At 65.1% G+C, this 12,175-nt stretch carries 8 protein-coding genes; 7 read left to right on the forward strand and 1 reads right to left on the reverse strand.

Translation table 11 applies throughout. The features are described 5' to 3' along the window. Window positions 1-92 precede the first annotated feature (92 nt). Window positions 93-1,973 carry a protein-disulfide reductase DsbD gene (gene dsbD / locus ACHAC9_RS14200; protein WP_435760641.1) on the forward strand — a complete coding sequence of 627 codons (1,881 nt, stop codon included), beginning with the start codon at window positions 93-95 and terminating at the stop codon, window positions 1,971-1,973. A gap of 70 nt (window positions 1,974-2,043) precedes the next feature. Here the strand turns inward: dsbD and ACHAC9_RS14205 are convergent, their stop codons facing one another. Then, window positions 2,044-2,586, reverse strand: a complete 543-nt coding sequence (locus tag ACHAC9_RS14205) for a Spy/CpxP family protein refolding chaperone (protein ID WP_435760642.1) — start codon at window positions 2,584-2,586, stop codon at window positions 2,044-2,046. 211 nt (window positions 2,587-2,797) lie between these two features. Here ACHAC9_RS14205 and ACHAC9_RS14210 point away from each other — a divergent pair, with 211 nt between their 5' ends. The 6 genes from ACHAC9_RS14210 (at window position 2,798) to ACHAC9_RS14235 (ending at window position 12,149) form a co-directional block, all read left to right on the forward strand. Next, the gene (locus ACHAC9_RS14210) at window positions 2,798-3,526 is read left to right on the forward strand and encodes a response regulator (protein ID WP_435760643.1); all 729 of its coding nucleotides are present in this window, start codon (window positions 2,798-2,800) and stop codon (window positions 3,524-3,526) included. Continuing rightward, window positions 3,523-4,881 (forward strand): ATP-binding protein, encoded by a 1,359-nt coding sequence (locus ACHAC9_RS14215; protein WP_435760644.1) that lies wholly within the window; start codon window positions 3,523-3,525, stop codon window positions 4,879-4,881. The genes ACHAC9_RS14210 and ACHAC9_RS14215 overlap by 4 nt, the downstream gene beginning before the upstream one ends. Before the next feature lie 81 nt (window positions 4,882-4,962). Next, a complete protein-coding gene (locus tag ACHAC9_RS14220; protein ID WP_435760645.1) occupies window positions 4,963-6,129 on the forward strand; it encodes an efflux RND transporter periplasmic adaptor subunit in 1,167 nt (388 codons plus the stop codon). Next, entirely contained in the window at window positions 6,126-9,278 is a 3,153-nt protein-coding gene (locus ACHAC9_RS14225; protein WP_435760646.1) for an efflux RND transporter permease subunit, read from the forward strand. The genes ACHAC9_RS14220 and ACHAC9_RS14225 overlap by 4 nt, the downstream gene beginning before the upstream one ends. Window positions 9,279-9,493: 215 nt before the next feature. Then, window positions 9,494-10,324 (forward strand): hypothetical protein, encoded by an 831-nt coding sequence (locus ACHAC9_RS14230; protein ID WP_435760647.1) that lies wholly within the window; start codon window positions 9,494-9,496, stop codon window positions 10,322-10,324. Window positions 10,325-10,445: 121 nt separating this feature from the next. Continuing rightward, the gene (locus ACHAC9_RS14235; protein WP_435760648.1) at window positions 10,446-12,149 is read left to right on the forward strand and encodes a tyrosinase family protein; all 1,704 of its coding nucleotides are present in this window, start codon (window positions 10,446-10,448) and stop codon (window positions 12,147-12,149) included. The last annotated feature ends 26 nt before the right edge of the window (window positions 12,150-12,175 follow it).

Here is a 12,175-nt window from a genome sequence, read left to right on the forward strand (position 1 = left end):
AGAAAAGCAGCGGCCCGGGGATGCGCCGGACATAGCCTAGCGGCGCACAGCCGGTGTACCATTCGGCTGCGCAGTATCCATCAAAGGAAGTCATGTTCATCACTCGTTTTCGCGAAATGTCCACGCGCCTGCTGGCCGCGCTGACACTGCTGTTTATTGCCACCATGCTGCTGGCCGCGCCCGGCCGGGCCGCCGAGGAATTCCTCGACCCGGCGGTCGCCTTCACATTCGCGGCGCGCATGGAGGGCGAGCGCACGGCAGTGGTCACCTACACGATCGCCGACAAGTACTACATGTACCGCGAACGTTTTAAATTTACGGCAACCGGTGCGAAGCTGGGCGAGCCGCAGATCCCGCCAGGGAAGGTGAAGTACGACCAGACCTTCGAGAAGGATGTCGAGACCTACAAGGGCGTTGTAACGATCCGCATTCCTGTCGAAAGCGGGACCGTCTTCACCCTGAACGCGACCAGCCAGGGCTGCGCGGACGCCGGCCTGTGCTATCCACCACAGGAACACAGCGCGCGCCTGACGGCTGGCGGCGCAAGGTCGGAGCCAAGCCTGCCGCTCGGCGCGAACGCACAGGGGGCGTCCTCGATCGTACTGTCGTCGACGCCGCAGAGCGAAGGCGCGGTGAGCGTCGCGCGCTCCGGCCAGAACGGCACGTCCCCCAACGCGCCTTCGGCTGCGGCCGCCGCGAACGGCGGAAGCGCGCCCTCCGAACTGGCCGGCATCGACGCCATCCTGCAAGGCGGCCGCCTGCTCGCCATCGTTCCCGCTTTCGCGCTGCTCGGCCTGGGCCTGGCTTTCACCCCATGCGTGCTGCCAATGGTGCCTATCCTGTCGTCGATCATCGTCGGCGAGGGCGGCAAAACGAAACGCTCGCGCGGCCTGGTGCTGTCGGTAACGTATTCGCTCGGGATGGCGATCGTCTACACGGCCCTGGGCGTCGCCGCCGGCCTGATCGGAGAAGGGCTCGCCGCGGCCTTGCAGAACCCATGGGTGCTGGGTGCGTTTGCCGTGCTGATCGTGGCGATGTCGATGTCGATGTTCGGCTTCTATGCGCTGCAAGTGCCGGCCTCGCTGCAGACGAAACTGGCCGGCGCCTCCAGCCGCCAGGCTTCGGGCAAGCTGGCAGGCGTGTTCGCCATGGGCGCGATCTCGGCCCTGATCGTCGGGCCGTGCGTGGCCGCGCCGCTGGCCGGCGCCCTGGTCTACATCAGCCAGACGCGCGATGTGCTCGTCGGCGGGGCGGCGCTGTTCTCGATGGCGGTCGGGATGAGCATTCCGCTGCTGCTGGTCGGCGTCTCGGCCGGCTCGCTGCTGCCGCGCGCGGGTGCCTGGATGGACGCCGTGAAACGCTTCTTCGGCGTGCTGATGCTGGCCATGGCCCTGTGGCTGGTGTCGCCGGTGTTGCCGCCACTCGTGCAGATGCTCTTGTGGGCCGCCCTGCTGCTGGGCTATGGCGCGTACTTGCTGAGCCGGCGCGGGCATTGGGCGGCCATTGCGTTCGGCGCCGCATTCGGCATTCTCGGCGCGCTGCAGCTCGTTGGTGCAGCCACGGGCGGGCGCGATCCACTGGCGCCGCTGGCGCACCTCACCGGCACGCCCCAGCATGGCCTGACCTTCACGCGCGTGAAAACGGTGGCCGACCTCGACGCGGCGCTCGCCGCCAACGCCGGCAAGACGGCCATGCTCGACTTTTATGCCGACTGGTGCGTCTCGTGCAAGGAAATGGAAAAGCTGACCTTCACCGATCCGGCCGTGCAGGCGAAGCTGGCCAACACCGTGCTGCTGCAGGTCGACGTCACCGCCAACGACGTCCACGACAAGGCCATGCTCAAGCGCTTCGGCCTGTTCGGACCGCCGGGCATCATCTTTTTTGACCGCAAGGGCGCCGAGATTCCCGACAGCCGCGTGATCGGCTACCAGAACGCCGCCAAGTTCCTGGGCGCGTTGCAGAAGCTGGAGTAGCAACGCCGCGCCTCCGCGAATACAAAAAGGGATGCCGCGGCATCCCTTGTCGTTTTACTACCTAAACGATTTAGCTTTGCAGCGCGGCACCGCGCTCGCCACGATGGCCGCCGTGGTCGCCGCGCTGGCCACGGTGCTTGCCGCCCAGGCGCATCGCTTTGCTGTCAAGCACCTGCTTCTGCTCCGGCGTCAGCACGGCGTACAGGTTGGTCAGGGCTGTCAGGCGCGCTTCCATGCGCGCGGTACGCTGCTTCTGGCGCTCGATGCGCTGCTGCATGCGCTGTGGCGCGGGCAGGGCGGCCAGACTGGCGCGCTCGCCACCCATCCGTGCATCCTGGCGCCCGGCCGGCTTGCCGGCAGCCATGAAGGCGGCGAAGGCCGGTTCCTGTTGCGCCGTCAGCTTGAGTTCCGCACGCAGTTTCGCCGCATGCTTTGCCTGGCGTTCGGCACGCTTGGCGTGGCGCTCGGCCTTGTGGGCGGCACGCTGTTCAAGGCTGACCGCCTGGCCATGGCGGCCTTCGGAGGCCTGCACCGCAGCGGTCTGGGCGACGGCCGTGCCGGCGATGCCAAGCGCGGTCAGGGCGATGAAGAGCTTCTTGTGAAGGGTGTGCATGTGATGTCCTTAAGTGTGTGAGTCAGTCGGGTGTGTGCCGGTTGCGCGTGCATCCACTGCTCGCTGCACAGGACTCATCATGGCGGAAAAGTGTAAGCGTAGCGTGTCCCCTGCCACGATCTTTGTATCAGTTTGTTTCCTTCCTTATTCCATATACATACAGATACAAATGCGCTGTTCACGCCCTTTGTAAGCAAGGATAATCGGCGCCATGGACAATCCATCTACTATTCTCATCGTTGACGACGACCGCGACATCCGCCAGTTGCTGGCCGATTACCTCGAGGCGAACGGCTACCGTGCGCTCGCTGCCGCCGACGGCGTCGCCATGTGGAAAATCCTCGACGAGTCGCGCCCCGACCTGATCGTGCTCGACCTGAACCTGCCGGGCGACGACGGCCTGACGCTGTGCCGCAAGTTGCGCGCCAGTTCCAGCTTGCCGGTGATCATGCTCACGGCGAGAAACGAGCCGCTCGACCGCATCCTGGGCCTGGAGATGGGCGCCGACGACTACCTGCCGAAACCGTTCGAACCGCGCGAACTGCTGGCGCGCATCCGCAGCGTGCTGCGCCGCTCGCATGCGATGCCGTCCAACGCGCCGGCCGAAAACGTGCAGCAAATGCGCTTTTCCGGCTGGACGCTCGACCTCACCGCGCGCCACCTGCTCAATCCCGACGGCATGGTGATCATGCTCTCGGGGGCGGAATTCCGCTTGCTGCGCGTGTTCCTCGAGCACCCGAACCGCGTGCTGAACCGCGACCAGCTGCTGAACCTGACGCAAGGGCGCGACGCCGATCCGTTCGACCGCTCGATCGACATCCAGATCAGCCGCCTGCGCCAGAAGCTGGGCGAAGACGCGCGGATGCCGCAAATCATCAAAACCGTGCGCAACGGCGGCTATGTGCTGGCCGGCCAGGTCACCGTGGAGCCCGCAGCGTGAAAGCCTTCCTCGGCTCGATGACGGGCCGTGTCTTTGCGACCCTGCTCCTCGGTATATTGATTTCGGCGGCGCTGACCCAGTGGCTGGCCGACGTCGAACGCCAGCGCGTGTTCGAGCGGCAGCGCGACCAGACCCTGATCGAACGCGCCGAGCAACTCATCATGGCAACCGAGATTGTTCCGGCATCGGCGCGGCGTGCCTACCTGGGCGTGGCCAACCGGCCCGGCCTGCAGCTTGAAGCCGGTCCGCTGCATACCGTCGCAGCGCAGACGACCAGCTTCACCAGGACCTTGTCCGACCGGCTCGGCAAGCAATACCAGATTTCTTCCGCTGCCGAGGGGCCGGCCGCCTGTGCCAATCCGCCGCGCATGCCGCTGCTGTACGGCCTGCTCAGCGCCGAATGGCGCGGCGCCTGCGAAAACCTGAACGTGCGCCTGCGCGACGGCGAACAATTGCACCTGTCCGTCTTGCCGCCGCGTACGCTGGTGGCGGCCGGGACCGATTACCGCGCCGTCCTCGCGCTGTTTTTCCTGAGCATCGCCGTGCTGGCCTACCTGGTTGCACGCATGACGACGCGTCCACTCAAGCAGCTGGCCCAGGCCGCGCAAGACCTGGGCAACGACATCAACCGCGCGCCGCTTGACCTGACGGGCGCGAGCGAAATCCGCCAGGCCAGCGCCGCCTTCAACGCCATGCAGGCGCGCATCCGCCAGTACATTTTCCAGCGCACCCAGATGCTGGCCGCGATCACCCACGACCTGCAAACGCCGCTCACGCGCATGCGCCTGCGCCTGGAAAAAGTCTCCGATCACGAGCTCCAGGAGCGCCTCATCGGCGACCTGTCGGCAATGCAGGCGATGGTGCGTGAAGGACTCGACCTGGCGCGCAGCATGGACGCCACCGAAAGCATGCAATTGCTCGACCTCGATTCGCTGCTCGACGCGGTCTGCGACGATGCCGCCGACGCCAACCAGCCGGTCACGCTCAACGGCCGTTCGGGCATGGCGCTGCTGGGCCGTCCGCTCGATTTGCAGCGCTGCCTCGGTAACCTGATCGACAATGCGGTGAAATACGGTCACCAGGCACAAGTGGCGGCCGACCGGGTGAATGGCGCGGCGCGCATCCGCGTGCGCGACAGCGGCCCTGGCATTCCACAGTCGGAGCAAACCCGCGTGTTCGATCCGTTTTACCGCGTCGAGACCTCGCGTTCGCGCGAATCCGGCGGCACGGGCCTCGGCCTGACGATTGCCCGCAACATCGCTGAACAGCACGGCGGCAGCATCGCGCTGGCGAACCACCTTGACGGCGGCCTGGAAGTCACGCTGATGCTGCCGGCGTACTATCCCGGGAAATGACGCTGTCACACGCAGCTGCCATACTTGCCACTTAATTTATTATTGACTGATACAGCCGCCGGTACGCGGCCAGGGACACGAATGAAAAAAAATACGCTCGTCACCATCGCCATCGTCGTGGCCGCAGCCGTCGCCGGGGCCTGGTACCTGAACCGCGGCGCCGAAGCGCAAGACGCGCAGGGCGGCAAGGGTGGCGCCCAGCCGCCCACCACCGTCAACGTGGTCGCCCCGACACGCCAGGATGTCGGCGTCGACGTCGCCGCGAACGGCACCGTCACGCCCCAGCGCACCGTCGACCTGCGCCCGCAGACCACCAGCACCATCCGCACCGTTCACATCAAGGAGGGCCAGTTCGTGAAATCCGGCCAGTTGATGTTCTCGCTGGACGACCGCAGCGACCAGGCCAGCGTGGCGCAGGCCCAGGCCGAGGTCCAGCGTGGTCGCGCCACCCTGGCCGACCTCGAGCGCCAGTACAAGCGCAGCCAGGAACTGGTTGCCCAAAAATTCCTCGCCCAGAGCGCCGTCGATACCCTGCGCAGCCAGGTCGATGCGGCGCGCGCTTCGCTGGCCGCCAACAGCGCCGCCGCGCGCGCCAGCCAGGTGAGCGCCAGCTATACGTCGATCCGCGCACCGATGGCGGGGCGCGTGGGCGCGATCAACGTCTATCCGGGCAGCCTGGTGCAGCCGGCGACTTCGCTCACCACCGTCACCCAGCTCGACCCGATCGACGTCTCCTTCACCCTGCCGGAGTCCAGCCTCGGTTCGGTCCTGGCCGCCCAGAGGCAGGGCAAGGTCGCGGTCGAAGCGACCACTGGCGTTGAAGCGAAACCGGTCACCGGCGAGCTCAGCTTTGTCGACAATACGGTCGATGCGACCAGCGGCACGATCCGCGTGAAAGCGCAGTTCGGCAACAGCGACGGCCTGCTGTGGCCTGGCCAATACGTGAATACGCGCATTACCGTGCGCACGATCAAGGACGCGGTGGTGATTCCGCAAAATGCGATTATCATCAACGCCCAGGGCACTTTCGTCTACGTGGTCGAAAAGGATGGCACCGCACGCCAGGTGCCAATTGCACGCCAGCATGGATTCGGCCTGAATGCGGCCGTCACCGGTCTGGCGGGCAACGAGCAGGTGATTACCGAAGGCAAGCAGAACCTGCGTCCGGGCGGCAAAGTGCGCCTCGCGGGCGCCAAGCCGCAAGGCACGCCAGCTGCGCCTGCAGGCGGAAAGGATAAAGCCGCATGAACTTGTCCGAACTGTGTATCCGCCGTCCCGTGATGGCCGTGCTGCTGTCGATCAGCCTGGTGCTGGTCGGCATTCTGGCCTACATGCACATCCCGGTGGCCGCGCTCCCCAGCTATAACACTCCGGTCATCAACGTCGGTGCCAACCTGCCGGGCGCCAGCCCCGAGACGATGGCCTCGTCGGTCGCCTTGCCGCTGGAAAAGCAGTTCTCGACCATCGCCGGTATCAAGCTCATCACCTCGACCAGTACCCAGGGCAACACCAATCTGACGCTCGAATTCGACACCTCGATCGACGTCGACAAGGCGGCGGTGGATGTCCAGGCGGCGCTGCTGGCCGCCCAGCGCCAGTTGCCGCTGGAAATGACCGACTTGCCGTCCTACCGCAAAGTCAATCCGGCCGACTCGCCGATCCTGTTCATGCACATGACCTCGCCTTCGATGGGCTTGGCCGAGCTGAACGATTACGCCGAAAACATGGTCTCGCCGGCCATCTCGACCTTGCCGGGCATCGCCCAGGTCACGGTCAACGGCCAGAAGCGTTTCGCGGTGCGCGTGCGTGCCCGTTCCGACCTGATGAACGCGCGCAATATCTCGATGGATGAACTGGCGACCGCGCTGCGCGCCGCCAACTCGAATGCACCGCTGGGCGTGCTCGACGGCCCGGCCCAGACCCTGACGATCCAGGGTGGCGCCCAGCTCATGAAAGCGGCCGATTTCGCCAAACTGATCGTCGCCACGCGCGACGGCTTGCCGGTGCGCCTGCAGGACGTGGCCCATGTCGAAGACAGCTACCAGTCCGTGAAAGCGGCCGGCAGCCTGAACGGCGAACGCTCGATCGTGCTGATGGTGCAGCGCCAGCCGAACGCGAATACCGTGCAGGTGGTCGATTCGGTGCGCGCGCTGATGCCGAAATTCGAGCAGCAATTGCCGGCCTCGATCAAGATCCACCTGGTGAACGACCGCTCGATCTCGATTCGCGAAGCGATCCACGACGTCAACCTGACCCTGGCCGGCACCATCGTGCTGGTCATCCTGGTGATCTTCCTGTTCCTGCACCGCCTGACAGCGACCCTGATTCCGGCAGTGACGGTGCCGATTTCGCTGCTCGGTGCGCTCTCGCTGCTGTACGCGTTCGGCTACAGTTTGGATAACATCAGTTTGCTCGGTATTACGCTGGCCGTCGGCCTGGTGGTCGACGATGCGATCGTGGTGCTGGAAAATATCGTGCGCCACATGGAGCTGGGCAAGAAACCCTTCCACGCAGCGTTGGTCGGCTCGCGCGAAATGGGCTTTACCATCATCTCGATCTCGATCTCGCTGGTGGCCGTGTTCATCCCGATCTTCTTCATGCCGGGCGTGATTGGTTTACTGTTCCGCGAATTTGCCGTCGTCGTCGGCCTTGCCGTGCTGGTATCGGCGGTCGTGTCGCTGACCCTGGTGCCGATGCTGTGCTCGCGCCTGCTCAAGGGCGGCGGCCATGTCGAGCCGCACGAGATGTCGTGGATCGGGCGCCGTTTCGAAGCCGGGTTCCTGCGTGTGCGCAACGGTTACGCGCGCAGCCTGGAGCATGCGCTGCGCTTTCGCTTCCTGGTGCTGATGCTGGCCTTCGGTACGCTGGTGCTGACCGGCATCCTGTACTCGACGATGCCGAAAGGCTTCTTCCCCGAGGAAGACCTGGGCCAATTGCGGATCACGGTCGAAGCGGCGGAAGACACCTCGTCGGCCAAGCTGATGGAATTACAAGGCCAGGTCGTCGATGCGATGCGCGCCAACAAGGCGGTGCAGGACGTCACCTCGTTCACCGGCGGCGGCAATACCGGCCGCATGTTCCTGGTGCTGGTGCCGAGGAGTGAACGTCCGGCAATGCCAGTGGTGCTTGACGAATTGCGCAAGGCAACGCGCAACATTGCCGGCGTGCAGGTCTACATGTCGCCGGTGCAGAACCTGCAGCTGGGCGGGCGCCAGAGCAAGAGCCGCTACCAGTACACGCTGCAAAGCGTATCGGGCGGCGAAATCGGCGGCTGGGCAGACCAGTTCCTCGAGCGCATGCGTGCCAATCCGAAATTCCGCGACGTCACCAGCGATTCGCAGAACCGCGGCCTGCAAGCGACATTGGACATCGACCGCGACAAGGCGGCACTGCTCGGCGTCGAGATGGCCGACGTGCGCACGGTGCTGTACGCCGCTTTCGGCGAGCGCCAGGTCTCGACCATCTATTCGAGCGCGGCCAGCTATTACGTGATCCTCGAAGCGGCCGAAGCCGACCGCTATTACGACGATGCGCTGGGCAAGGTCTCGGTCCGTTCGAACTCGGGCCAGCTCGTGAAACTGTCGAGCTTTGCCAGCGTGCGCCGCACGGTCGGCCCGATCGCGATCAACCACCAGGGACAATTGCAGGCAATCACGCTGTCGTTTAACCTGGCGCCGGACGTGCCGCTGGGCGACGCCACCGAAGCGATCACCGAGATGGGCCGCGAGATGAAGCTGCCCGCTTCCGTCATCACCCAGTACGGTGGCGACGCGGCCGTGTTCCAGGACACCCAGTCGAGCCAGCTGATCCTGATCATCACCGCCATCGGCGTGATCTACGTGCTGCTCGGCGTGCTGTACGAAAGCTATATCCACCCGTTGACGATTCTTGCCGGCCTGCCGTCGGCGGCGGTGGGCGCGCTGCTCACGTTGTGGATTTTCGACATGGACCTGACCTTGATTGCGATGATCGGCATCCTGATGCTGATCGGTATTGTGAAGAAGAACGCGATCATGATGATCGACTTCGCGCTGGACGCCCAGAGGAATGCCGGCATGACGCCGGAAGAGGCGATCCGCGAAGCGTGTATCTTGCGCTTCCGTCCGATCCTGATGACGACGCTGGCGGCGATGATGGGCGCGCTGCCGATCGCGCTGGGCATCGGCGCCGGCGCCGAGCTGCGCCAGCCGCTCGGTCTCGCCGTGGTGGGCGGCCTGATCTTCTCGCAGGTGATCACGCTCTACATCACGCCGGTCATCTACCTGTACCTCGACAAGTACAGCGGCACCGGCCCGATGACCGACGACGACGTGGCCGCGGCGGAAGCCGGCCACGTCCAGCAGCACGAACCGCAGCTTCACGAGCCGGTGAAACACCATCCGGCGCGGGCAGGCTGAAACATCCTGTAACAACCATCAGGCTGATGCACCTGTAAGCTCAGGCAAAAGGCGGCCGTGCGAGGAAGACCCAAACCGGGTAGACTTCGCATTCGCCGCATTTCGCTGACTCGGCTTTCCGGAAAGTGCTATCGATTTTGCGTGACCATTCCCATTCCTGCGTAGACCACGGCGATGTGTGCCAGCATTGCGGGCAGCCCCTGCCTGACCGTGTCGTGCCGCAGTATGGCGATCGGCGTACGAACCGCACCGGTCTCGTCGTCACGGTCCTGCTGCACTTGCTGCTGGTCGCGCTGTATTTCTATCAGCCGGAAAAGACCGAGAAAAAAGCCCGGCCGCCCGATGGCGGCGAGGTCGTCTACGTAGCGCCCCTGTCGACGCCTTCGAAACCGCCGCCGCCGCAAAAATCGGCGGTGCGCACGCCCACCAAACCGACGAATACCCCGCGCCCGCGTCCAACGACACCGCGTGTCGAACGCTTGCCCGACACGATTACCATTCCCGACGAAAAACCGGTCGAGGTCGCCAAGAAGGAACCGGTGCCTGAGGCGAAGCGCGAGGAAATTCCGCCCGAGATGGACATGGCGGAATACATCGCCAAGCGCCGCCAGGCCAGAGGCGCCACCGATCCAAGCACTTCGACCGAAGAAAGCGAAGCCGCGCGCGGCACCCGCAATGCGCTGGCCAACATCGCCGCGGTCAACAAGCGCGGCACCGACGACGCGAATGAAAGCGGGGGCGTCTTCTCGATCTCGAACAAGACCTTCCACAGCATGGATTTGAAATTCCGCGGCTGGAACCCGAACTTCAAACGCCGCTGGCTGACCTCGGTCACGGTGGAGCAGGGCAGCGAGCCGGATGTCGAGACCGCCGTGGTCAAGAAGATGATCGAACTGATCCGGCGCGAAAAGACGGGCGACTTCGAATGGGATTCGCATCGTCTCGGGAAAGTGATCACGATGAGCGCGCGGCAGAAGGATACGGCGGAATTGCACGCCTTCCTGATGAAGGAAATGTTCCCGGAACAGAGGCCGCCGGCGCGCTGACATGCGGCATGCACCTTTGCGGTGCACCATCGACAAGATTTACGGACGAGTTAGGCTGGCACCATGCCCAGCCGGTTCGTGCCTATTCCGGGTGCAGGCGGGCGACTCGTCGGAGCATGCCATGAACAAAAAGCCGCCCGCCTTTAATCCGTCACGCCGCGATACCCTGAAGAAAACTGGCGCTGCCCTCCTCGGGGGCTTGATGCCGCTCGGGTTGGCGGCGGCACCGTCATTCACTCCCGGCCCCCATTCACGTACCTATCGCCGCCCCAACGCATCGAGTCCTGCAGGCAAGCGGATGCTCAAGTTCTACGCGAAGGCCGTGCGCGCGATGCTGGCGCTGCCGCCGGAGGACCCACGCAACTGGTACCGCCACGCCATCATCCACACCCTCGATTGCCCGCACGGCAACTGGTGGTTCCTGCCCTGGCACCGCGCCTATCTTGGCTGGTTCGAGCAGATCTGCCGCGACCTGAGCGGCTACCCGCATTTTGCCTTGCCTTACTGGGACTGGACCGCGGAGCCGAAGCTGCCCGACGGTATGTTCGACGACGTGCTCGACCCCAACCACGAGGCGTATATCCCGACCGCCTCCGACTTCGACAACCGCCTGCGCGCGGCGATCGCCAATGCCGGCTACTGGACCTCGCCCGGCGGCGTCTTCAACCGCAATTCGCAGTATGGTCAGCTGCTCGCGCGCAGCATGCGTTTCGAGCAGGACCTGATGTTCGACATCCTGACCGACCCGTCGGGACGGATGTTCTACGAGCAGCCGGGCGCGCGCGGCCTGCGCCGCGAGCGCCCCGAGTTCAATGCCGCCACCACCGATTCGGTGTCGAAGGCCACGATCCTCGCCGCGCTCGCCGCGCCGGACTACGCGACCTTCGGCAGCCCGAAAAGTTCCAATCATTTCACGGCGGCCGGCTTCGGCATCCTGGAGGCCAAGCCGCACAATTCGGTGCACCGCTGCGTCGGCTCGCGCGACTGCAACTTTGTCGAGGCCCGGGGCTTCATGACCGACATGCTCTCTCCGGTCGACCCGATCTTCTTCCTCCACCATGGCAACATGGATCGCCTCTGGGATGTGTGGGAACGCAAGCAGAAGCGCCTTGGGCTGCCGACGCTGCCCGACGGTGTGGAACTGCGCACCGACCTGCCGGACGAGCACAAGTCCGCGGCGGAGAAGGCGACCGACTACTACCGCTGGGCGCGCGAACCGCTGCTGTTCTTCGTCGACCAGCAGGGCGCGCCGGTAACGGCCACTACAGCCGGCGCGTATGCCTCGATGGCGGCTTTCAGCTACGACTACGAGCCCGGTTCGGGCGAAGAGGCGGTGCCGCGCACGAATACCCGGCCGCGCGCGCGGCCCGCGGGCCCGCGCTCCTTCCCGGGGACGGTCCTCAGCCGTCGGGTAACTGGTGAAAAGCCGGCCAGCGCCGCCGTGGCGGTGCCCGCTGCGACGATCGAGGCCGCAGTGTCCTCCGGGACCACGCTGGTCGCCAACATTACCCTGAACTTCAACAACATGGCCCACGATCCCTATGTGGTGGTGCTCAACGGCCCCGACGACATCGCCATGATCGACGCGAACAGCCCTTTCTACCTCGGCACTATCATGATGTTCGGCAAGCATCGCCATAGCGGCGCCCTGACGTTCGCGCTGCCGCTGGGCGAGAAGCTGGGCGCGGCAGGCGCCAGCCAGCGAACCAGCAGCGACGGCACGCTACGGGTACGTGTGGTGCCGCTGCATGCGGCGATGGGGCACCACGGCATGGGCGACGCCGGCGCGGTCGAACTGCTGGGGGTGGACGTCGAGGTGTATTGAGCCATACCCGGCCGCTCGGGCGTAAA

The sequence above is a fragment of the Massilia sp. CMS3.1 genome, assembly GCF_051262535.1.
Lineage (GTDB): Bacteria > Pseudomonadota > Gammaproteobacteria > Burkholderiales > Burkholderiaceae_D > Telluria.

Bases quoted from the DNA above. Each gene is read 5' to 3' on its own strand.
- dsbD (WP_435760641.1), top strand. From the start codon at position 93: ATGTTCATCACTCGTTTTCGCGAAATGTCCACGCGCCTGCTGGCCGCG.
- ACHAC9_RS14205 (WP_435760642.1), bottom strand. From the start codon at position 2,586: ATGCACACCCTTCACAAGAAGCTCTTCATCGCCCTGACCGCGCTTGGC.
- ACHAC9_RS14210 (WP_435760643.1), top strand. From the start codon at position 2,798: ATGGACAATCCATCTACTATTCTCATCGTTGACGACGACCGCGACATC.
- ACHAC9_RS14220 (WP_435760645.1), top strand. From the start codon at position 4,963: ATGAAAAAAAATACGCTCGTCACCATCGCCATCGTCGTGGCCGCAGCC.
- ACHAC9_RS14225 (WP_435760646.1), top strand. From the start codon at position 6,126: ATGAACTTGTCCGAACTGTGTATCCGCCGTCCCGTGATGGCCGTGCTG.
- ACHAC9_RS14235 (WP_435760648.1), top strand. From the start codon at position 10,446: ATGAACAAAAAGCCGCCCGCCTTTAATCCGTCACGCCGCGATACCCTG.